Annotated in this window: 19 protein-coding genes; 7 read left to right on the forward strand and 12 right to left on the reverse strand. The window is 64.4% G+C overall.

Annotated features, from left to right (window positions below):
- Positions 1 to 13: 13 nt before the first annotated feature.
- The 4 genes from ACFX5Q_RS25435 to ACFX5Q_RS25450 all read left to right on the forward strand — a co-directional run bounded on the left by ACFX5Q_RS25435 (position 14) and on the right by ACFX5Q_RS25450 (position 3,820).
- The gene (locus tag ACFX5Q_RS25435; RefSeq protein ID WP_404282493.1) at positions 14 to 1,018 is read left to right on the forward strand and encodes an ABC transporter substrate-binding protein; all 1,005 of its coding nucleotides are present in this window, start codon (positions 14 to 16) and stop codon (positions 1,016 to 1,018) included.
- A 66-nt stretch (positions 1,019 to 1,084) separates the two neighbouring features.
- The gene (locus ACFX5Q_RS25440; protein WP_404282495.1) at positions 1,085 to 1,945 is read left to right on the forward strand and encodes an ABC transporter permease; all 861 of its coding nucleotides are present in this window, start codon (positions 1,085 to 1,087) and stop codon (positions 1,943 to 1,945) included.
- A gap of 1 nt (position 1,946) precedes the next feature.
- Positions 1,947 to 2,747, forward strand: coding sequence for an ABC transporter permease (locus tag ACFX5Q_RS25445; protein WP_404282497.1), 801 nt, complete (start codon positions 1,947 to 1,949; stop codon positions 2,745 to 2,747).
- Positions 2,744 to 3,820: an ABC transporter ATP-binding protein gene (locus ACFX5Q_RS25450; RefSeq protein ID WP_404282499.1), complete on the forward strand. Its 1,077-nt coding sequence runs from the start codon at positions 2,744 to 2,746 to the stop codon at positions 3,818 to 3,820. The genes ACFX5Q_RS25445 and ACFX5Q_RS25450 overlap by 4 nt, the downstream gene beginning before the upstream one ends.
- 103 nt (positions 3,821 to 3,923) lie before the next feature.
- Here the strand turns inward: ACFX5Q_RS25450 and otsB are convergent, their stop codons facing one another.
- The 8 genes from otsB to ACFX5Q_RS25490 all read right to left on the reverse strand — a co-directional run bounded on the left by otsB (position 3,924) and on the right by ACFX5Q_RS25490 (position 14,003).
- Positions 3,924 to 4,682, reverse strand: a complete 759-nt coding sequence (gene otsB, locus ACFX5Q_RS25455) for a trehalose-phosphatase (protein WP_404282501.1) — start codon at positions 4,680 to 4,682, stop codon at positions 3,924 to 3,926.
- A 14-nt stretch (positions 4,683 to 4,696) separates the two neighbouring features.
- Positions 4,697 to 6,484, reverse strand: coding sequence for a trehalose-6-phosphate synthase (locus ACFX5Q_RS25460; RefSeq protein ID WP_404282502.1), 1,788 nt, complete (start codon positions 6,482 to 6,484; stop codon positions 4,697 to 4,699).
- A 149-nt stretch (positions 6,485 to 6,633) separates the two neighbouring features.
- Positions 6,634 to 8,796 (reverse strand): glycogen debranching N-terminal domain-containing protein, encoded by a 2,163-nt coding sequence (locus ACFX5Q_RS25465; protein WP_404282504.1) that lies wholly within the window; start codon positions 8,794 to 8,796, stop codon positions 6,634 to 6,636.
- A 51-nt stretch (positions 8,797 to 8,847) separates the two neighbouring features.
- Entirely contained in the window at positions 8,848 to 9,909 is a 1,062-nt protein-coding gene (locus ACFX5Q_RS25470; RefSeq protein WP_404282506.1) for a glycosyltransferase family 4 protein, read from the reverse strand.
- A gap of 158 nt (positions 9,910 to 10,067) precedes the next feature.
- The gene (locus tag ACFX5Q_RS25475) at positions 10,068 to 11,246 is read right to left on the reverse strand and encodes a hypothetical protein (RefSeq protein WP_404282508.1); all 1,179 of its coding nucleotides are present in this window, start codon (positions 11,244 to 11,246) and stop codon (positions 10,068 to 10,070) included.
- Between the two features lie 38 nt (positions 11,247 to 11,284).
- The gene (locus ACFX5Q_RS25480; protein WP_404282510.1) at positions 11,285 to 12,295 is read right to left on the reverse strand and encodes a succinylglutamate desuccinylase/aspartoacylase family protein; all 1,011 of its coding nucleotides are present in this window, start codon (positions 12,293 to 12,295) and stop codon (positions 11,285 to 11,287) included.
- 4 nt (positions 12,296 to 12,299) lie between these two features.
- Positions 12,300 to 12,644 carry a RidA family protein gene (locus ACFX5Q_RS25485; RefSeq protein WP_404282512.1) on the reverse strand — a complete coding sequence of 115 codons (345 nt, stop codon included), beginning with the start codon at positions 12,642 to 12,644 and terminating at the stop codon, positions 12,300 to 12,302.
- Between the two features lie 36 nt (positions 12,645 to 12,680).
- Positions 12,681 to 14,003, reverse strand: a complete 1,323-nt coding sequence (locus ACFX5Q_RS25490) for an alanine racemase (RefSeq protein ID WP_404282514.1) — start codon at positions 14,001 to 14,003, stop codon at positions 12,681 to 12,683.
- Between the two features lie 77 nt (positions 14,004 to 14,080).
- Here ACFX5Q_RS25490 and ACFX5Q_RS25495 point away from each other — a divergent pair, with 77 nt between their 5' ends.
- The gene (locus ACFX5Q_RS25495; protein ID WP_404282516.1) at positions 14,081 to 15,022 is read left to right on the forward strand and encodes an amidohydrolase family protein; all 942 of its coding nucleotides are present in this window, start codon (positions 14,081 to 14,083) and stop codon (positions 15,020 to 15,022) included.
- Here the strand turns inward: ACFX5Q_RS25495 and ACFX5Q_RS25500 are convergent.
- Genes ACFX5Q_RS25500 through ACFX5Q_RS25515 form a run of 4 tightly spaced genes read right to left on the reverse strand, consistent with a single transcriptional unit; the run spans position 14,996 to position 19,505 of the window.
- Entirely contained in the window at positions 14,996 to 15,967 is a 972-nt protein-coding gene (locus ACFX5Q_RS25500) for an ABC transporter permease (protein ID WP_404282518.1), read from the reverse strand. The genes ACFX5Q_RS25495 and ACFX5Q_RS25500 overlap by 27 nt on opposite strands.
- On the reverse strand, positions 15,964 to 16,929 hold the full coding sequence (locus ACFX5Q_RS25505) for an ABC transporter permease (RefSeq protein WP_404282520.1): 966 nt from the start codon (positions 16,927 to 16,929) through the stop codon (positions 15,964 to 15,966). The genes ACFX5Q_RS25500 and ACFX5Q_RS25505 overlap by 4 nt, the downstream gene beginning before the upstream one ends.
- Entirely contained in the window at positions 16,926 to 18,425 is a 1,500-nt protein-coding gene (locus ACFX5Q_RS25510) for a sugar ABC transporter ATP-binding protein (RefSeq protein ID WP_404282522.1), read from the reverse strand. Before ACFX5Q_RS25510 ends, ACFX5Q_RS25505 begins: the two co-directional genes overlap by 4 nt.
- Positions 18,426 to 18,452: 27 nt before the next feature.
- A complete protein-coding gene (locus tag ACFX5Q_RS25515) occupies positions 18,453 to 19,505 on the reverse strand; it encodes a substrate-binding domain-containing protein (RefSeq protein ID WP_404282524.1) in 1,053 nt (350 codons plus the stop codon).
- A gap of 241 nt (positions 19,506 to 19,746) precedes the next feature.
- Between ACFX5Q_RS25515 and ACFX5Q_RS25520 the strand changes: the two genes are divergently transcribed.
- Both ACFX5Q_RS25520 and ACFX5Q_RS25525 read left to right on the forward strand, forming a co-directional pair.
- Complete coding sequence (locus ACFX5Q_RS25520; RefSeq protein ID WP_404282526.1) at positions 19,747 to 20,544, forward strand: IclR family transcriptional regulator; 798 nt, start codon at positions 19,747 to 19,749, stop codon at positions 20,542 to 20,544.
- A 635-nt stretch (positions 20,545 to 21,179) separates the two neighbouring features.
- Positions 21,180 to 22,419: VCBS domain-containing protein (locus tag ACFX5Q_RS25525; protein WP_404282528.1), on the forward strand; the 1,240-nt coding region annotated here is incomplete at its 3' end.

A 22,419-nucleotide genomic window follows, 5' to 3' on the forward strand; every position in this document is an offset into this window, starting at 1 on the left:
AGAGGAGAACGACATGAAACTGATCTTCGCCGGCATCCTTGCCGGACTTCTGGCAACCACCGCCGCAAAAGCCGAGGACATGGTCTTCACCAGCTGGGGCGGAACGACCCAGGAAGCCCAGACCAAATCCTGGGCCGAACCATTTTCGGCCGCATCCGGCATCAAGGTCCTGCAGGACGGCCCGACCGACTACGGCAAGCTGAAGGCCATGGTCGACGCCGGCAGCGTCAACTGGGACGTCGTCGACGTCGAGATGGATTTCGCCATCAAGGCGGCGAAGGATGGACTGCTCGAACCGATCGACTTCAAGGCGGTGCCGAAGGCCGACCTTGACCCGCGCTTCACCACCGACCATGCCGTCGGCAGCTTCTACTATTCCTTCGTCCTCGCCTGGAACAAGGGCACCGTCTCCGGCGAACCGGCAGGCTGGGCCGACATGTTCGACGTGAAGAAATATCCGGGCAAGCGCACCTTCTACAAATGGTCGGCGCCCGGCGTCATCGAGATTGCGCTGCTCGCCGACGGCGTGCCGGCCGACAAGCTCTATCCGCTCGATCTCGACCGCGCCTTCAAGAAGCTCGACACCATCAAGTCCGACATCGTCTGGTGGGGCGGCGGCGCGGAATCGCAGCAGCTGATCGCCTCCGGCGAGGCGGCGTTCGGCCAGCTGTGGAACGGCCGCGTCTTCGCGCTGGAGAAGGACGGCGCCGATGTCGGCGTGTCCTGGAACCAGAACCTGACCGCCGCCGACGTGCTGGTCGTGCCGAAGGGCGCCAAGAACAAGGACGCGGCGATGAAGTTCCTGGCCGCGGCAAGCAGCCCGACCGGCCAGGCGAAATTCGCCGAAGCCAGCGGCTATGCGCCGGTCAACACCAAGGCAAAGGCCGAAATGCCCGCCGATGCGGTCAAGGCGCTGCCCGACGCCCATGTCGAAGGTCAGATCAATCTCGACATGAACTACTGGGCTGCCAACCGCGATGCCATCGCGGAGCGCTGGTATGCGTGGCAGGCGAAGTAAGCCCGCCATCACGTGACAAGGAGTGGGACGGCCCCGGTCGTCCCGCTCCGCAACCCGGGTGACGCCATGTCGGTGGAAACTGAGCAGAGCATTGCGACGATGCGGATGCCGGCAGGCCTTGGCGGCCTGCTGCCGGCGCTGACGCTGATCGGGCTTTTCTTCGTCGTCCCGGTGCTCGCTTTACTCTTGCGCAGCGTCACCGACCCCGCCCCCGGCCTGCAGAACTATGCGGCACTGCTCGGCGACGGCACCTATGTGCGCGTCTTCTTCAACACCTTCCTGGTCGCCGCGGTCGTCACCATCGTCACCGTCCTCGTTGCCTTTCCCGTCGCCTGGATGCTGGCCATCATGCCGCCGGCGCTCGCCTCGGTCATGTTCGGCATCATCATCCTGTCGATGTGGACCAACCTGCTTACCCGCACCTATGCCTGGATGGTACTGTTGCAGCGCACCGGCGTGATCAACCGGGCGCTGATGGCCACCGGCATCATCGACCAGCCGCTGCCGCTCATCAACAACCTCACCGGCGTCACCATCGGCATGGTCTACATCATGCTGCCCTTCATGATCCTGCCGCTGGTCGGTACCTTGCGCGCCATCGACCCGATGACGCTGCGCGCCGCAGCCCTTTGCGGCGCCAGCCCCTTCCAGGCCTTCCGCCGCATCCTGCTGCCGCTGTCGCTGCCCGGTGTCGCCGCCGGTGGCCTGATGGTGTTCGTCATGTCGCTCGGCTATTTCGTCACCCCGGCGCTACTCGGCGGCACCTCGAACATGATGCTTGCGGAGATGATCGCGCAACTGATCCAGTCGCTGCTCAACTGGGGGCTGGGCAGCGCCGCAGCCTTCATCCTGCTTATCGCGACCATGGCGCTCTATGCGCTGCAGCTGCGCCTCGTTGGCGCCAGACGCGCAACGGGAGGCATCTGAGATGCTGCTCGACTACGACCGCATGGGATGGCTGAAGACTGCCCTGCTCGGCTTCACCGCGCTCGTCGCCGCCTTCCTGCTCCTGCCGGTGGTGTTCATCGTGCTGCTCTCGTTCGGCTCGTCGCGCTGGCTGGCCTTCCCGCCACCCGGCTGGACGCTGAAATGGTATCAGGAATTGTTCGCCGATCCGTCCTGGCTCGAAGCAGCACTGACCAGCGCCCGCATCGCCGCGCTGACGGCGATCCTTGCCGTGCTGATCGGCCTGCTTGCTTCCTTCGCGCTGGTGCGCGGCAATTTCCGTGGGCGCGAAATCCTGCGCGGCCTCTTGCTGACCCCCATGGTGTTGCCGGTCGTGGTGTTCGCGATCGCCATCTACGCCTTCTTCCTCCGGCTTGGGCTGGGCGGCACCACCATCGGCTTCGTCGTCGCCCACACCGTGCTTGCCTTACCCTTCGCCATCATCCCGATCGCGACCGCGCTCGAGGGCTTCGACAAGTCGATCGAGGATGCCGCGATCGTCTGCGGCGCCAGTCCGCTCCAGGCCAAGCTCCGGATCACCTTGCCGTCGATCCGCATCGGCATCTTTTCCGCCGCGATCTTTTCCTTCCTCGCCTCGTGGGATGAAGTCGTCGTCGCGATCTTCATGGCGAGCCCGACCTTGCAGACCTTGCCGGTCAAGATCTGGGGCAGTCTGCGCGCCGACCTCAGCCCGGTGATCGCCGCCGCCTCCAGCCTGCTGGTCGGCCTGACCCTTGCCCTGATGATCGTGGCGGCCCTGCTGCGCCGAAAGTTCAAGACATGACCCAGCCCTTCCTCTCGATCCGCAAATTACGCAAGGCATTCGGTGCCTTCACGGCAGTGCATGACGTGACGCTGGATATTCCCAAGGGCGAATTCCTGACTTTCCTCGGACCCTCCGGTTCCGGGAAATCGACGACGCTCTACGCCATTGCCGGTTTCCAGGATCCGAGCTCCGGCGACGTCCTGCTCGAGGGCAAGTCTTTGCTCGCCGTGCCCTCGCACAAGCGCAACATCGGCATGGTGTTCCAGCGCTACACGCTGTTTCCGCATCTGAGCGTCGCCGAGAACGTCGCCTTTCCGCTGCGCGTTCGCCGCCGACCCGACGCCGAGGTGAAGAAGAAAGTCACCGACATGCTGGCTCTGGTGCGGCTGGAGAGCTTTGCCGAAAGGCTGCCCGGCGCGCTGTCGGGCGGACAGCAGCAACGCGTCGCGCTCGCCCGCGCGCTGGCCTACGATCCGCCGATCCTGTTGATGGACGAACCGCTCTCGGCGCTCGACAAGAAGCTGCGCGAGGAAATCCAGGCCGAAATCCGCCGCATCCATCGCGAGACCGGCGTCACCATTCTCTACGTCACCCACGACCAGGAAGAGGCGCTGCACCTGTCGGACCGTATCGCGTTGTTCAAGGACGGCCGCATCGAGCAGACCGGCACCGGCGAGGACCTCTATCTCAGGCCGGCGACCGATTTCGTTGCCGGCTTCATCGGTAATTCGAACTTTTTGGCCGCCGAGCATCTCGAAACGGTCGGCGGCGCGGCAACCATCCGTCTCGCCGACGGCTCGCTCGTCTCAGGCATAAGCGCGAACAGCAGTTTCGAACGGGGACAAAAGACCAGATTGATGATCCGTCCCGAGGCGTTTCGCCTGGAGCGGAACCCGGCGAGCGCCGAACTCACCGTCGATGTCGTCGACATCGCCTTCTATGGCGAACGCCGGCGCATCGTTGCGCGCACCACCACCGGACAAGAGATCGACATCAGGCCGACCTCCGCCGCCATGGCCGCGCACGATGCCACCCCCAACCGCCGACAAGTCTTTTTCGATCCGGGCGCCGCCTTCCTGTTTCCGGTCTAGGGCAATTCCAGGAAAAGTGCGTAGCGGTTTTCCGTCCGAAATTGCGTCAAAACAAAGAGATAGAGCGGTTCGGCGTTTCCGTGAAACGATGAACCGCTAAGGCCTATTCGGCGGCATCGCGACCGGCGCCCTTGGCAGGGTCACCGAAATTGGCCTGAAGCCAGGCGATGGCATCGGTGACGTCGGCAATCACATGGCGCGCCGCGGTCGGGCCTCGCGGCTTGATCCGGATCGAGATCCCATCTTCGCCATTGACAGTCTCGAAGCCGTTCTCGTCCGACGTGTCGTCGCCGAGGAACACCGGGCGCCGGCCGATGAAGGGCGGGATTTCCATGAAGCGCCGGATGGCCGCTCCCTTGGCGGCTTCGAGCGGCATCAGTTCCACCCCGGCATTGCCGGCGATCACCCGATATCCCTCGGGCAGCCGGTCCAGCGCCATCTCGACCAGCCTGGTTGCCCGCGCCAGCAGATGCGGTGCGGCGCGCGTATGGACCGCCAGAACCGGACCTTTGCGTTCGACATAGACACCCTTGCCGAGTTCGGCTTCGATCTCGTCGGCCAATGCGGCGATATCGGCCGGTTCGTCCGCAGCCTCGACCGGACCGTCCGGCGTCAGCCGGTGGTCCAGCCCGTAAAGGCCGGCGACGCGCATCTTCAGGGGATGAAACAGCCGGTCGACCGCGGAAACCGAGCGTCCGGTGACAAAGGCGACGGCACCGTCCAGTCGCCGCTCCATCGTTTGCATGAGCTGGCGCAACTCATCGCTGACCGAGACGCTGTCCGGATGCGCGGCGTGTTCGAGCAAGGTGCCGTCTATGTCGAGGAAAAGTGCCCATTTTCCCTCCGGCAAATTCGGTGTCATCGGCTTTGCGATCCTCATCGTAGTCCGGCCGCCATGCGTCTGCGCTCGACCATGGAGACGACATTGTCGACGTTTGCGTTCGCCGAGCGCTCGGCGACGGCGGTGACCCGGTCAAGCTCGCTGCGCTTGCGCAGGCGGGCCGCATCCAGGAGCATGCTGCCGGCCCAGCGATAGACATTGTTGTCGCGGACCATCTCGCGCATCGGGCGCATGCGCTGCCGCTGCTCCTCGGGCGTCATGGTCAGCGCCTGCAACAGCGCCTCGCTCATCATTGCCGGATCGTAGGGATTGACGATCAGTGCCTCCAGCAGTTCTCGCGAGGCCCCGGCAAACGTGCTGAGCATCAGCACACCCTGTTCGTCGTCGCGCGCCGCGACGAACTCCTTGGCGACGAGGTTCATGCCGTCATGCAGGCTGGTGACCATGCAGATGTCGGCGGCGCGATAGATCTCGTAGACCTGTTCCTGCGAGTGATGCTCGGCCACCATGACCACCGGCTTGTAGCCTTTGCTGCCATAGCGCTGGTTGAGTTCTTCGGCATAGCGATGGCATTCATCGTGGAGTTGCTTGTAGGCAGGCAGCGTACCGCGGCTGGGTGCCGCGATCTGCAGGAGAACCAGCTTCCCAACCCATTCGGGATACCGAATAAACAATTCTTCCAGCGCCTGGAAACGGTCGAGAATGCCCTTGGTGTAATCGAGGCGTTCGACGCCGACGCACAGCTTGACGTCCGCTTTCAGTCCGAACCGCTCGCGCAGGCTGGTGCGGGATGTATCGACATCAGGCAGTTTTGCCAGAAGTTCCGCCGGCCATTCTATGGAGATGGGGTAGGCATGCACCAGCGTTGTCTGGCCGCCATAGGAGATGGCCGCATCTGCCCGCTCGATACGGCTTTCGAGGAAGCGATCGACGCTTTCGGTGAAATTATTGGCATGAAACTGAGTGTGGAAGCCGATGATCGAGCTGCCGAGCAGCCCGTCGAGGATGCGTTCGCGCCATGGGCAGATGCTGAACACTTCCGAATTCGGCCAGGGGATGTGCCAGAAGGTGATGACGATCGCTTCGGGCAGCCGTTCGCGGATCATGCGCGGCAGCAGCGCGAAATGGTAATCCGGGACCAGCACGATCGGTCGTTCGTTGCGCGCTTCGGCGACCACCGTGTCGGCGAACTTGCGGTTGACGGCCTCATAGGCCTCCCAGTCGGAGGCGCGGAAGATCGGCCGGGTGAAGGCGATATGGCAGAGCGGCCACAGGCCCTCATTGGCAAAGCCCAGATAGTAGCCCTGATATTCCTCCTCCGTCAGCCAGACCCTGCGCAAGGCGTAGGAGGGATTGCCGGGCGGCACCTGCACCCGGTCGTCCTCGTCGACCATCTGGCGGTCCGCCGTCCCGCCCCCATAGGCGATCCAGGTTCCGCTGCAAGCGCGAGTAATCGGCTCCAGTGCCGAGACCAGTCCGCTGGCCGGCACCACCAGCTCGACGCCATCACCCTTGACGTTGTGGATATAGGGTTCGCGGTTCGAAACCACGATAACCTGCGCCTCCGGCAGGTCCTCGTGAAGAATCTTGCGCAAGGTTTCGGGCGACCAGGTGACCAGCGCCGCATCGACAGACTGACCGTTCTTTTCGATTTCCCTGAGCACCTTGCGCGCCGCTTCAGAAGCGACGTCCTCGCCTGCGCTGTGGACGACTGGTGTGTTGTCGCGATGCCTTCGGGATATCGAGAAAAACACCGCGAGAGCGGAAAGTCCGAGACTAGCCAGGATCAGAATCCACAGAAAGTCGCTGCCATAATCAGTCATTGAAACGCCAACTTGCCACCGGCCCTATAGCAGGCCTCATTCTTCTTGTTTCGATTTCCACCGCCGGTCGCCGGCGACAGGTCGCCATAAGGCGGTACGGTTGTGCAACGCACAAACGGCCCATCGGTTCCGATATTTTCCGATCCCGCCTACGTCCTGACGATCAGCGGCACTAAACCTTCATGGCGATCGGCGAGAAAGGCCACCACCCGGTCGCCTACGCGCTGGAAGGTCAGGTCGACAGCCATTTCGCCGACATTCAGATGCCGCAACGTGAGCGTGTCGATACCGATTGGCAGCCTTGGCCGTGTCACCCGGATTTGGCCATCCCAGCCGTCGATCTCCAGGCCGAGACAGGCCTGCATCAGCATGAAGGCCGAGCCCGCCGACCAGGCCTGCGGCAGGCAGGCGACCGGATAGGCGATCGGCGCCTCGCCCGGCGAGCGAGTAAAGCCGCAGAACAGCTCCGGCAGCCGCATGTTGAAATGCACGGCGGACTCGAACGTGCCGCTCATCAGCCGGACCACGCTCTCGCGCTCGCCATAGCGCGCCAGGCCGACGCCGCAGATGGCGGTGTCATGTGGCCAGATCGATCCGTTGTGGTAGGACATCGGGTTGAACAACACGGCATCGTCGGCGAGCGTCCTCAGCCCCCAGCCCGAATGGAAGGACGCGGACAAAAGCTGATCGGCGACCATCTGCGCCCGCGCCGGTTCGGGAAGCCCGACGAAGAGGAGATGCCCGGCATTCGAGGTCCGCACCTTGCAGGGCTCGCCAGCGCCGTCGATAGCAAGGGCGTAAAAGCCGAGATCGTCCAGCCAGAAGTCACGCTCGACGGCGATCCGCATCTCTTCGGCGCGGCTCTCCCAATGCTCGGCCTGTGCGTATCCGCCTCGGCGGCGCGCAAGTGCCGCCAGGCCACGGAAGGCGGCAAAGACATAGCCTTGCACTTCGACGAGCGCGATCGGGCCTTTGGGAATGCGGCCGTCGGCGTGGAAGACCGAGTCAAAACTGTCCTTCCAGCCCTGGTTGGCGAGGCCGGATTCGGCGGCACGCTGATAGGTGACGAAGCCGGTCGCCCGGCTCGCCTCCTCCGTCCATTCGGCGGCGGCAGTGAGCGACGGCCACAGCCTGTCGATGAAGTCCATGTCGCCCGTACGGTCCGCATAGGCGCAGGCGAGATGGATGTAGAGCGGCGTCGTGTCGACGCCGCCATAGTAGCGGCCGAAGGGAAGCTCGCGCAGCGCCGCCATTTCGCCTTTGCGGGTCTCGTGCATGATCTTGCCCGGCTGCGAGTCGCTGAACGGCGAGGTCTCCGTCGCCTGGTGCTGGGCGAGGAAGGCGAGCACGCCGCGCGCCAGGCCGGGGTTGAGCCACAGCATCTGCAGCGCCGAGATGACGCCGTCGCGGCCGAATGCCGTCGAAAACCAGGGGATGCCCGCATAGGGGTAGGGTCCTGTAGCAAGCTCGGTGGTGAGCAGCGCCACATCGGCACGGGCGCGCTCGACCCAATCGTTGAAGACGCGGCCCGAACTGTGCACGGTGGCGCCGTGGCGGCGCTTGGCCCGCATGCCGAAGCGGGCGCGCGCCGCAGCGGCGCGGAAGCGATCGCGGTCGGGGGGGTCCGCCGCCTCCGGACCGACCTCGATATAGAGCACCTTGCTGCTGCGCTTGATCACCGCGATCAGGAAATCAGCGCGGCTCTCCGTCAGTTGATCGGGCGCCTGCGAGAACGAGATCGCCGACAGCCGTGCCAACCCGTCCAGTCCGTCATAACGAAGCAGCACCGATGTCGCATCCATCTCGGCCGCATGCGCCATGCCGCGCTTTAGCCTCGTCGAGCCGCGCACTTCGAACATGTCGCGGAAGTCGGCGGCAAAGTGCAGAGAGACACGAATGGCCGAGGTTTCCTGGCTGTAATTGGAAAGCGTGATGCGTTCGAACAGCCGGTCCTGCCACAACAGCCTGACGCGCTCGATATGGATCGCGCCCTGCGGAATGTCGCGACCGCCGACACTCTGCATTGGCAGGTTGGTGAGGTTGCTGGTGAACAGCACATTGTCCTGGCTGAGCGAGGCGCCGAGCAGCGATGTCTGCCTGCCGCCGACCGTCAGCCGGAATTCCGAGAGCACGCGCGTGTCGTCGCGGAAGAACCCGTCGCCGGCGCCTCTGATATCGCCATAGGCATCGGTGACGGCAAAACAGTCACCCTGCTTAAGCGCGAACAGCCGATGCGGCTCGCGTGGCGCGGTCTCGTCAAGGGAGGCAAGGGCCACGGCGGGATCAAGCTTGCGCTCGTCGAGCTCTGTCATCCGTCACATCTTTCCTGTTTGCTCCCCACGCCCCAGGTCAAGCGCTATCGCTCACGAGGCCTTCGCTTCGGTTGAGCCGGCGAGCAGACGCACATAGGCGGCTACATAGTCGCGGGCCATTCTCTGCGCGGAAAACCGCTTTTCGAAGGCGGCCCTCACCTTTCGCCTGTCGAGTTGAAGCAGAGCCGGCACGTCAGCCACCGCCTCGTCCATGGAATTGACGACAAAGCCGGTCACGCCCTGGTCGATGATCTCCGGCAAGGCGCCGCAGTTCCAGGCGATCGACGGCGTGCCGCAGGCCATCGCCTCGATCGGCGCAAGACCGAATGGCTCCGGCCAGTCGATGGGGAAGAGCAGGCCGGCAGCCCTGCCGAGGAATTCAGCCTTCTCACCTTCGGCGATCTCGCCGACATAGTCGACGCGGTCGCCGTCGATCAGCGGCTCGACCACCTCGTGGAAATAGGGGCGATCGTCGTCGCCGATCTTGGCCGCAAGCTTCAACCTCAATCCCGAACGCCTGGCGATCTCGATGGCGCGGTCCGGCCGCTTGTCGCGCGAAAACCGGCCGAGGAAGGCAAGGTAAGGCTCTTCAGCCTCCGTCTCAAAAATCGGCTGGTAGATATCGACCGGCAGCCCGTGCTGGATCGTCGCCAGCCAGTTGGCGTCGGCCAGCCCTGTCCTTTGGCTATGCGAGATGGAAATCATCGGAAAGCGCGGGAAGCGCCGATAGGCGGGCGCCAGATCGACATAATCCAGCCTGCCATGCGGTGTCGTCACCGTTCGCTCCGCCATATCCTTGAAGAAGGGAAAATGCAGGAAGTGGCTAAGGTGGAAATGAATGACATCGAACTGGTCAGCCAGCTCGCGCACCTCCGCCAGCATCGCAAGATGCGCCGCCACTTCGGATTTCTTCGGGCGCGGATCAAGCCGAAGCGCGCATTCGCGCCCGGGCACCAGCTTCGCCGAGGTCCGGCTGTCGCCGCTGGCGAACAGCGTCACTTCATGGCCCAAATCCACCAGCGCCTCGGTCAGGTAGGAAACGATGCGCTCGGTGCCGCCATACAGCCTGGGCGGAACCGACTCGTAAAGCGGCGCGACATGAGCAATTCGCATGGATCCCCTCGTGATTGGCCAAGGGCAAAATGCATCAACCCGCAGATCGTTCCTGCCTGGTGTCGGAGCCGCGGCGAGAAACCGCACCGGCGCACCCATCGGGCGCCATCGCACGGCGTTCCCGATCGCCCGCACCGACGCTGGCCGTGTCGGCGTGCTCAAGCAGACAATGCTGCCCCTATCCAGTCGAGCCGGGCGGCCGGAACAAGGCCGTAATTGTAGAAATTGATGCCATCGACACTCGGCGCTTTCGCCGGCTTCACTTTGGCGGCGAGCACTTCGGGGCCGGCCATCTCCGGATAGAAGAGGCGATAGCCTGTACCAAGGAATTTTTCAGGTCCGAGCGCCGCGCGACCCGCCGCCATCAGGCTTGCGACATCGCCGGCCTGCATGTCGTAGGCGCACAGGATCGCGCCGTCGCAGACCTTGCCGAGTGCTTCGAGATCGCAGCCGCCAAGCCAGCCGTCTTTCAGATCGATGATGACGACACGCGTGCCGGGGTGAGCGGCCTCGCGCAGTTCCGCGACCAGACTGGTCACCGGCTCGAACCGCCAGATGAGATAGGCGTGCAGCTCCGGCCACGGGAGAAAGACATCGAGACCGCCGGTGGGAAAATCGGCGAAGCGCCGTTCCGGCACCGCGCGCTCGCAGGTCTCGGCGATCCATTGCCTGACCAATTTGCGCGCTGCTTCACCGTCGATCCCGGCCTGAGCCGCACGGGCGAGACAGGCGGGACAAAAACACAGCGACAGCAGAAAGTCGTCTTCCGGCGTCAGCCCGACGCCATCCTTCTCGTGATGGTATTCATGGGCAAAACCCATGAAGGACGGACTTTCGAGCTCGATCCGGTCCGGCCTGTAGCCATGCGAGATATCGGCGACCAATGCGCGGACATAGGCGCGCGCATCCGGATGCGAGGGACAGAGATTGTAGTAATTGGCATCGCCGAAGGCGTTGCGGGTCACGGCCTGCGGATGCAGCATGCCAAGGCGCGTATTGTGCAAGCAGACGGTCCAGCACGAAACCCCGAGCCCACCAGCGTCGCGCCGGCGGACAAGATTGCCGAGAACGTCGCCGCCTTGCGTGATCACGTCGGCCACCTTGGGCTGGATGGCGAGGCTCACCCAGCGCGCGGCCGTCGGTTTGAAATAGATGGTGCCGTCCTCCGGGAAATAGGCTTTCCGGCGCGGACTGCGTGGCTGCAGGAAGCGGCCGGCATGATAGGAGGTCGCCAGGCTGATCATATTGAGCCCGGCGCGCTCCACGAGGTCGCGTTCGACCGCATCCAGGCCGAGATCCTGGATGTCCCAGGGATAGGTCCACATCGAAACCTGCATGAAATATCCTCAGTCCTGATCCTGGCACGGCTTCATGGTCAGCCCTCGACCGGCTCGGCGACCTGCATGAGGCAGTCCCCCGCCTCGCACATCGTATGCAGCCGACGCGACAGCACGATGCCGCCTTCGGCGAAGTGCAGGGCTTCCTCAGCGAGATCGAGCCGCTCGAGATCGTGATACCAGCCGGCCAATTCTCCTGAAGTCACATTATCGCCGAGCCTGACTGCCGGCTCGAACCAGCCGCGGCGAGTGGCATAGATGCCCTGGCTGTGACGGGACAGCGACAACAACCGCGTCGGCGCCGCCGGCACGGCCTCCGGCGCCAGGACTGGCGCCTCGACTACGCCCAACGCAACCATGAGACTGTCCAACGCGCGGGCGGTGAGTGCCATCGAATCGACTGTAGCGGTACCGCCGCCACCGAACTCGCCGCTGACGCCGATGGCGCCGGCCCGGCGCGCCGCGCCCATCGAGGTCGGCGACGATGGACCGTTGTCAGCGACGAAGCCATAGGGCATGCCGAGCGCGCGCATCAGCTCCACGCCGCGCTTGTGGCACCCGGGATCGGCGTTGCGCTCGACCAGCGCGGTCGGCAGATGCTCCATCGACGTGCCGCCCGAATGGATGTCGAAGACGACATCGTGGCGGGGGAACAAATCCGTCTCCAGGAACTTGGCGAGCCGGCTGGTCGGCGTGCCAGAGGGATCGCCCGGAAAGGCGCGGTTGAGATTGCCGCCGTCGAGTGGCGAGCAGCGCTTGGCGGCCATCACCGCCGGCGTATTCGCCATCGGCAGGATGGTGATGCGACCCTTGATCTGCTTCGGGTCGAGCCTGCGCACCAGCTTTGCCAGCGACAGCTCGCCCTCATATTCGTCACCGTGGTTGCCGGCCATCAAAAGCAGTGACGGGCCTTCGCCGTTGCGGATCAGGCAGATCGGCACCTTGATCTGGAAATAGGGCGAACGGTCGATCGAGAACGGGATGCTGAGGTGACCGAGCATCTTGCCGGCGCGGTCGAAGTCGAGCGTGTGGACGAGGCCGGTATGCATGGCCTCAGACCGCCGCGACCGCGGTGACCTCGATGCGCAAATCGGGATCGGCAAGGCGCGCCTCGACGCAGGCGCGAGCCGGCAGGCGCTCAGGATCGACCCAGGCGTCGTAGATGCTGTTCATGGCTTCGAAGTCGCCGATCTGCGGCAGGAAGATGTTGACCGCGACGAGCTTCGACTTGCTGCTGCCGGCCTCGGCCAGCAGCGCCTCGACCTTGGCCAGCACGTCGCTGGTCTGGCTTTCGATGCCGGCCTTGCGGTCGTCGGCCACCTGGCCCGCTATGTGCACGAGGCCGCCATAGACGACAGCCTGCGACATGCGCGGGCCGGACTGGAAATACTTGATCATATCGGATCCTTTCGTGGTTCTCTTTTGGGGGCCTGATCAGCCGAAATAGGTTGGAAAGGCGTGGCGGATGTGCCCGGTATCGTCGACACCAAAGATCACGCGGTAGCGGTCGAGGCAGGTGCAGGGGTGCGAGATGCCGAATTCGACGACGTCGCCGACGGCGATGTCCGCGCCCGGCTGAAGCGACAGGAAGGCGTGCTGGTCGTTGAGCTTGAAGACTTCGGCCCTCGGCTGCGACGAAACCGGCTTGCCGTCGCGGAACACCGTCAGCGGCGTCGGAAAGCCCTGGTCGAATGAGACGTCACGCATGCCCATGCCGCATATGGCGAGGCCGAATTCCGGCCGTGACAGCACTTCGGCCCAGACGCGCAAGGCCGGACGGACGGAGTTGCGCGCGGACGCATCGACGCCACCGATCGCAAAACCCTTGCGGGCGTCGAGCGTGCCGAGCGAGCGGTCATAGATCCCATGATCGTGGAAGAAGATGGCGCCGCTGCGCAGCACCAGCGTCGCCTTGCCGTCCCTTGAAATCACAGGCGAAAGTGCTGCGACCACCTTGTCGAAGAAGATCGAACCGCCGGCCGTGGCGATCAGCGGCACGCCGCCGCCGACGCGGGCGCGCAGCCTGAGGAACATGTCGGCTGTCGTCGCCAGCAGCGCCGATACCGCCTCGTTCGTGCGGCCGGGATCGGGTTGCGCCGCGGCCCCTTCATAGGTTGCGACACCGGCAATCAGTAGCCGCCCGCTGGTTGCCGTGATCGCATCGGCGATCGCCTCGGCCTCGGCGGTGGTCCGTGCGCCCGCCCTGCCCGCCCCAAGTTCGACCAGCACGCGCAAGGGAGCGAGCGCCCCACTGGCACGCCAGGCCCCGGCTAGCGCATTCACGGCATCGACCGAGTCGGCAAAAACGTGAAGCTCGGCGTTTGGCCAGGCACCGGCGAGCGTCGCCAGCCGGTTCGCGCCACCTGTGCCGCCGACCTCATTGGCGATGATCAGCCGCGTCAGCCCCGCTTTCAGCATCACCGTAGCTTGCCTGATATCGGCAACGGTCGTGCCCCAGGCTCCAGCCTCGACCAGCGACCGGGCAAGATCGGGCGCCATCGGCGTCTTGGCATGCGGCGCGATCGCGACACCCTGCTCACGCGCATAGCGCAGGAACAGGTCGCGATTGGTGGCGAAAGCTGTTTCGTCGAGGGTCAGCACCGGCAACGACATGCGACCCTCGGCCGGATGCCAGCACTGTGACCCGACAAGGCTGCCGTCCAGCTCGGAGGTGCCGGGCGGCACACCGCGGATGCGGTCGTCGAGCAGAATATTTTCACGCACGACAAGCGGCGGAACCGGTGTGTTTTCGTTCATCCGATGCTACCCCTTTCGCCGTCGCATGTAGAAGCCCGGATCGAATGCCGAAGCCGGTCCGACCTTGAGAGAGACCCGTGCCTAAACCCTATGCCGGACCGATCATCGACGCCCATCATCACCTTTGGGATCTCGGCCTCGGCCGGCATCCCTGGCTCGCCGCCACGGCCGGCGAGCGTGGCGGCCTGGGCAAACTTGGCCCGCTGCGCCGCAACTATCTCCCCGAGGATTATCGACGCGACGCCGCCGGGCACGATGTCGTCGCCACCGTCCATGTCGAGGCCGGCTGGGCGAGCGAAGACTGCGTTGGCGAAACGCGCTGGCTGGAGACGCTCGACAAATCGCGCGGCGTCGCTGCCGGCTACGTCGTGCACGTACCTCTTGCCAGCCGAGAAGCACCTGCTCTGCTCGAGGCGCAGGCAGCATTCGGCCGCGTCGTCGGCGTGCGCGATATATTGAGCTGGGATCCCGATCCTGTGCGCCGCTTCGCCGCCCGCGATGGCATCATGGACGATCCGGCCTGGCGCGCCGGCCTTTCCCTGCTTGGCGCGCACCGTCTCTCCTTCGACCTGATGGTGTTTCCGCGCCAGCTCGGCGATGCGGCGCGGCTTGCCGCCGCGTTCCCCGACCAACAATTCGTCCTCAACCATTGCGGCAGCCCGATCGACCGCGACGCCGAAGGCATGCGCAGGTGGCGCGACGTGCTGCGGCTTCTGGCGGAGCGCGACAATGTCGCCGTCAAGATCTCGGACTTGGTTGCCTACGATCATGACTGGACGCTCGACAGCCTGAGGCCGGTCGTCCTGCATTGCATCGACTGCTTCGGCGCGCAGCGGGCCATGTTCGGCAGCGATTTTCCGGTCGCCGGTCTGCACGCATCGTTCGACGAGGTGTACGACAGCTTCAAGGCCATTGCAGCGGACCTTTCCGCGGACGAGCAGACGGCTCTGTTCTTCGGCAACGCGAAACGCATCTATCGGCTGGACGATGCATCATCTGCGGGCCTGCTCCCGGCCTGAGAGCAGCAGCAGGCCCAGGATCAGCGAACCGAACAGGATGCTGCGCCAGCCGGGCGACGCGTTGACGACGGTGATCAACGCCGTGATCGTCACCAGCAGGATCGCGCCGGGAATGGTGCCGGCATAGGTGCCAAGCCCGCCGAGGATCGACGTGCCGCCAAGCACGACGGCGGCGATCGAGGCGAGCAGATAGGGATCGCCGATCCCGACATAGCCTTGCCCGTTCATGCCCAGCACAAGCACGCCGGCGAGGCCCGAGGTAAAGCCGCTGATACCGTAGACGGCGAGTGTCGTCGACGTGACTGGCACCCCGGACAATGCAGCGGCGAGTGGATTGGCGCCCATGGCGAAGATGCGGGCACCGAAGGGCGTCGCGTGCATGACCGTCAACACAATCACCGAAACGGCCACCCACAGCAGCACGCCGGCCGGAATCCCGGCCGGCCGCGCATTGCCGAGCCAATGGACCAGCGGGTTCTCGGCGGTGACGGCGCTGCCGCCGGCAATGATGATCAGCAGGCCCTGCAGGAAGGTCGCCATGGCCAGTGTCATGATCATCGGGTGGACGCGCAACAATGCCACGCCGAGCCCATTGACCAAGCCGATGATCGTAGTCAGTGCCAGCACGACAAGCACGGGGGCAAGGCCGGTCGGATCGGCCTGCCATGACAACAACGGCAGGCTGATGGCGCTGACGGTGACAATGGCCGCCACCGAAAGATCGATGCCGCCGGCGATCACGACAAAGGTCTGGCCGGCCGCGACCAGGCCGATGACGGCGCCGAGCTCGACCAGATAGCGCAGATGGCCATAGGCGCCAAAGCCGCGCGAAGCCAAGCTTGCCGCGATCCAGACCGCGGCGACGATGGCAACCGTCAGGAATGGCCGGCTGGAGAGGACCGCCATGACACGCCTGCCGCCCGCGCTGTCTTTCCATGCTGTCATTGCTGCACCTTGCGGAATTGCGGGATTGCGACCGCGCCGATGATGATGAGACCCTGGGCGACATATTGGGCGACCGGCGTGAAGCCGAGGAAGAACATGACGCTGATCATCAGGCTGAGCAGCAGGCTGCCGGCGAGCGCGCCGCGCATCGTGCCCTGCCCGCCGAGGAAGCCGATGCCGCCGAGCACGGCGGCGGCGATGGAGTTGAGCGTGAAGGCCGCTCCGATGACAGGATCTCCAGAGCCCGTTTGCGCGGCGACGAACAGGCCGGCGCCTGTCGACAAAAGGCCGCTGATCGCATAGGCGGCGACCCGCGCGGCATCGACCGGCACGCCGGAGCGATAGGCGCCGACCGGGTTCTCGCCGGCGGCATAGAGGCTCAAGCCCAGCGGCGTTGCGAGATAGAGCTTCCACAGAAGAACGATCGCCACCAAAAGCACGAAGGCCGTGGGCGTGTCGCCGGCAAGCAGGTTGGACAGCCATTCGGGAATGGCGCCGCCGGGCCTGGGCAGGATCAGCAGTGCTGCACCGCCGATGATGAAGGAGCCGGCAAGCGTCACCACGATCGCCGGCAGGCGAAGCCGCACGACGATGAAGCCGGTCGCAGCACCGATGCCAAGGCCGGTCAGCGCCACCGCAGCGGCGCCGCCTGTGACGCCCAGAGGTCCCGCCATCGTCGTCGCGGCAATGACCGCTCCGAGGCTGACGGTAGCGCCGATCGCCAGGCTGATGCCGCCGGTGAGCATGAGGATCGCCTGCGCCATGGCGACCAGCGCCAGCGGGAACCAGCTCTGGGTGAACTTGGCGAAGCCGGAGGCCGAAAACAGGCCAGGGAAAAGGAACCCGTAGGCGATGAGAAATGCCAGCACGACGACGAACAGGCTGCGCACACCGATGTTGCGGCGCGCCTGCACCGGCCAATAGAGCGCGCCGGCGGGCCGCACGGAAGAAACAGTGCTCATGCCGCGACCTTCCGGTTCTCGGCGCCCATCGCGGCCGAAACGATGGCTTCCTCGCTCAGCGCCGCGCGCTCCAGCATGGCTGCGATGCGGCCTTCCCGCACCACCGCGACGCGCTCGCACAGATGCACCAGTTCGGGCGTATCTGAGCTGAGCAGCACCACGGCCTTGCCGGCGGCGGCGAAGGCGCGGAGCATCAAATAGATCTCACGCTTGGTCTCGACATCGACGCCGCGCGTCGGATCGTTGAGCAGCAGCACCACCGGGTCGTGCGGCATCCATTTCGCCAGCGCGACCTTCTGCTGGTTGCCGCCCGAAAGTGCCTGCGCCTGCCGTGCGAGGTCGCCCTTGATACCAAGCTGGGCGGCAAGACCTCTAGCCGTCTCGCGCTCGGCCCGGCGGCTGCGCAGCTTCAGCGCCGGCAGCCTGGCGAAGGCGGGCAGCATCATGTTGGTCGTGATGGTGTGGATCAGGTGCAGGCCCTCGCGCTTGCGGTCGGCCGGCACATAGGCAAGGCCAAGCGCATTGGCTTTCGGCACGCCGCCGGGCAGGCCCGACGCGCCGTTGACGGTCGCCGATGCCGTCCTGGCCGGAATCGCGCCGTAAAGGCCGAGCAACAGATCCTCCTGCCCCTGCCCGACCAGGCCGCCAATGCCCAGCACTTCGCCGGTCCTGATGTCGAGATCGACGTCACGCATCAGGCCGGCGGAAAAATTGCGGACCGAGACGGCGTTGGCGGGCGACGCGGAAGGCCGCCATTGCGGGAACAGATCACCGGGGTCACGCCCGACCATCAGCCGCACCAGCCCGGCGGCATCGGTTCCTTCTAGGGTCCGATCCGCCGTGCAGATGCCGTCCTTGAGCACGGTGACATGCTGGCAGAGGGTCATGACTTCGTTCAGCCGATGCGAGATGTAGAGAATGGCGATGCCTTCGCTACGCAAGCGCTCCAGCAAGTCGGTGAGGATCTTGGTTTCCGTCGCCGACAGCGACGAGGTAGGCTCGTCCAGGATGAGCACGCCCGGCTTGCGGTAGAGCGCCTTGGCGATTTCTACCATCTGCCTGCGCCCGAGCGACAGATGCCCGACAGGCGTCGACAGCGGCTCATGAAGACCGACCAGTTCGCATGCGGCCTTCGCCCGTGCGGCAAGCGCGCAGTAGTCGACCAGGCCGAACCGCTTGGGATAGGCGCCGAGGCCGATGTTCTCGGCAATTGACAGGCTGGCCGTCAGGCTGAGCTCCTGCTGCACGACAGCAATGCCGGCCTGTCTCGCAAGCGCCGGCGTCATACGCGCCACGGCGCGCCCGTCGACCTCGATTGTCCCGCCGTCCGGGCGCAAGGCCCCGGACAGCAGGTTGATCAGCGTCGACTTTCCCGCGCCGTTCTCGCCGAGCAGCGCATGCACGCGGCCCGGCTGGAGAGCGATGGAAACGTCGCGCAGAACGGGGTTGCCGAAGAAAGACTTCGACACACCCCGCGCCGCGAGGAGCGGAGCCATGGTTGCCAATGCTACAACCCTTCAGGCTTATTTCTGGGCCAGCAGCTTCTTGAACAGCTCCTCATCGTAGGGCGAATAGATGTAGCCGTCAGCCGGGAAATCCTTGGCCCGGGCGAGGTATTCGTCGATGTTGGAATTGTCGATCACCGGCAGCAGGATCTTGACGAAAGCCGGCACGTCCTTGCCCTCCAGCGCCTGGACGGCGGTGTAAGCGGCGAAGGCGCCGAGCCAGTTCGGCTGCATGGTCGCCCAGCTCTTCAGGCCCTTTTCCTTCCACAGTTCGAGGAACTGGCGCGCATTCTCGCCGGTGATCGGCACCTGGTCGCGACCCTGCTTGTCGAGCGCCAGCACCGCGCCCGCCGACAGCGCGCCGCCGAGCGAAAGGATGCCGTCGATCTCGGGGTTGGCGAACAGCAGGCTGGTCACGGCTTCCTGGGCGGGGGCGACATTGTAGGGCGTGTTGGTCTCGGCAAGCACCGTCACGTCGGGATGCGCCTTGAGTTCGGCATCGGCGCCCTTGCGCCTGTCGTCGCTGACGGAAACGCCGGCCGGGCCGTTGAGGATCAGGATCTTGCCCTTGCCGCCGATGGCGTCGATCAGGAACTTGGCCGCCTGGTCGCCCCACTGCGAGGAATCGGTGTTGACCTTGGCGGTGACCTGGTCGGTATCGACAAGGCTGTCGAAGTTGATGATGGCAATGCCCTTGGCACAAGCATCCGCGATCACGCGCGCCGGCGCGGTCGACGAACCGGCAATCAGGATGATGGCGTCGACGTCGGAATCGATCATCGACTGGATCTGCTGGATCTGCACATTGGCGTCGCCCTGGGCGTCGGTCACGACCAGCTTGTCGACCAGCCCCTGCTTCTTCAACGTCTCAACTTCGGCTTCGATCGTGCCTTGCGTCTGCTTCATCCAGGTCGGCACGGAATAGATGTTGGCCCAGCCGATCGTGTATGGCGCCTTGCGGTCGCCCTTGATGCATTTGGCGGCGGCATTGGCCTCAGAGCCCACGCCGATAGCCAGGACGAGACCGAGGCAAAGGGCGCTGGCGGATGCGAAAAACGATGGTTTCATCATGATTGTTCCCCTTCTGTGGTTGTGTCCGGACGTGCAGGGTCGGCACGAGAAAACCACTCGGTTGCCGCGTCGCGGCAACCGCCTGTCTTCTCGTCTGGACTTTCTCTGCCCGGTTCACTTTTGTCCGGTATTTCAGACATCATGTCTGTATATCGGACAAAGGGGATGCTAGACTGAGCCTTGACTTCTTTCAAGCGTCTTGAGACGAGGACCAAAAAATGATTTTGAGCGGATGCTAATGATGAGCGACGGCGTGACTGAACTGATCGAAGCGGGCGGCATCGCGCCACAGAATGGCGAGCGCCGCCGCGGCATCGACCGCGTCATCATGTTGCTCGAAGCGCTGCTCAGGCACCGCGCGCCGATGCGTGTCGGCGACATTGCCAAGATGATCGGCGCGCCGCGCTCGACCACCTATGAAATCGTCAACAGCCTGCTCGAAGCCGAGATGCTCGAAAATGTCGGCACCGAAGGCTACGTCTATTTCGGTAGGGCGATGCATCTCTTCGGCTGGGCTTACTCGCATCACAACGCGCATTACCGGCGCATCCTCGAGACGCTGGACAGGATGGCCGCCGAGACCGGCGAGACGGTCCAGCTGTGCGGCCTGCGCGGCAACAAATATGTCGTCCTCGATTGCCGGGATTCGCCCGGCCCGTTCCGCATCTCCAGCGATGTCGGCGTCGAGGTGTCGATCCCGTGGACGGCGTCGGGACGGTTGCTTGTCGGCCATATGAGCGAGGAGGAAATGAAGAACTTCATTCCCGCCGGCGACTACAAGCTGCCCGATGGCCGCGTCATCGCGCCCGAGGAATTCTTCGCCGACGTCGCCCTGGCGCGCCGGCAAGGTTTTAGCGAAACCGCCGCCCTTGCCGACCGCTTCACATGGTGCATGGCCGCGCCGATCCACGACGGCCACGGCGCCATCAACAAGACGCTGTGTTTCGTGTTGCCCGTCGACACGCCGGAAGCCCGGCGCGGTGAATTGCTGTCCCTGCTGCGCGAGCGTGCCCGCGGCCTGTCGCTGGTTGGCGGCTAGCTCGATCCGTCCGCGGCCAATCGGGATCGGCGCAGCGGTCTGTTTGAGCCACCCTGCCTCCTGCAGCTTGTTTCCGCACAATCTTCGCTTTCTTCGCGGCACAAAGAAAAAACGATGAAAGCCAGCTGATTCGGTGGCCGTCTGCCGCAATTTGGAGTCGTTCTCGGCGGATATATTCCGGATGCTTCTGGTCGCCGTGCAGCCGGTCCTGTGGCGATGAGCAGGAACGGACGTCGCCCCCAGATATTAACTGTTATGCATGTTGGTTGTTGACGCTTCCTCTCCGGAAGGGTTAATAATGTCCTAATATGAGCGTTGCATAAAATAAGCCCGACCGGCAACAACGGGTAACGCGACGCTATTAGGGGCTGGGGAGCACAGCGCGGCGAACATTTTCGCCGCAGCCATCACCATTTGAGCTACCACCCGCCTGTGACCGGCCACGCAATGCGTTGGCCGCGGCTGGGCGACGTTGGGGCCTTCAGGTGCGCTGATACAGGTACGCTGACACAATTGATGTCTGCCGGGCTCGGGCATTCCGGGCGTGCGACAATTTTCGGCAGGGACGCGGCTGGTCTTTCAACATCGGTCGACAGGCGGTGGGGCGTCTGTCGTTAAACAACAGGGGGTGAAACATGGCTACTCAGATCACCGGTGCCGGCGGCACCACGACATCGTTTTCCAACACACCGCAGGCGAAAGACGACGTTTTCAACTACACCGAAGACACGGTCGTCATCGTGTCGGCTCCTCAGTCCATCATCCTGCTGAACGTGATGCAGAATGATCTGGGTGGAAACGCAAAGACCCTCTATTCGATTGACGACGGGACTTCCGCCTCGACGGCCACCAAGCAATACGCGCCGATCGACCTGACGACGGCAGACGCTCAAGTGAGCGGCGTCTCTGCCTGGGAGGACATCGGCGACGGCGTCTTCATCCGCATCAACAATGGCAAGGTCGAGATGAACCTTAGCCAGTATCTGCAGCTGCATGGCTTCTCCAGCCTGCAAGCCATGGGTGCTGGGGATAGCATAAATGAGACGTTCACCTATGCGATCAAGCTCGGCAACGGAACGCTGAGCTGGGCCAGCGTGTCGGTCAACATTCAGGGCAGCAATGACGGCGCGACGATCACCGCGGCCCCAGGCTCTGACCAGACCGTGGTGGAAGCCGGCGGCGTCGCCAACGGAACGCTCAACGATCCTAGCGCTCACGGACAACTGATCCTGACGGATGTCGACGCCGGTCAGAACCATTTCCAGAACCCGGCAAGCCTTCAGGGCACCTACGGCACCTTCACCTTCGATACGACGACCGGCGCATGGACCTATGCGCTTAACCAGGCGCTTGCCGACCCGCTGACGCAAGGGCAGGCTGTGACCGACACGCTGACGGTGACGTCGGCGGACGGAACCGCGAGCTACAATATTGTCGTCAATATCACGGGCACCAACGATGCGGCAGTGCTCTCGGCGGACGTCCGTAACTTGACGGAGGGTGACTCGGCGGCGGCGATCAGCACATCCGGCACCCTCACCATCTCCGACGTCGACAGCTCCGAGACCTTCGTCGCCCAGGTGGGAACCTCCGGCACATACGGCACCTTCGACATCGACAGCGCCGGCGCCTGGACCTACACGGCGAGTTCGGCGCACGACGAATTCGTTGCCGGCCAGCACTATATCGAGGATTTCGATGTGGTGAGCGCCGACGGCACCCACACTACGGTGCATATCGACATTTTGGGCACCAACGACGCCGCCATCATCGCCGGCACCACCACCGGTGCGGTCGACGAGGACGGCGCCGATGCGCCGGTGACGGCCACCGGCACGGTGACGGCAAGCGATGTCGACAATCCCGACAACGTCT

It is taken from the genome of Mesorhizobium sp. IMUNJ 23033 (assembly GCF_044778005.1).
GTDB lineage: Bacteria > Pseudomonadota > Alphaproteobacteria > Rhizobiales > Rhizobiaceae > Mesorhizobium > Mesorhizobium amorphae_A.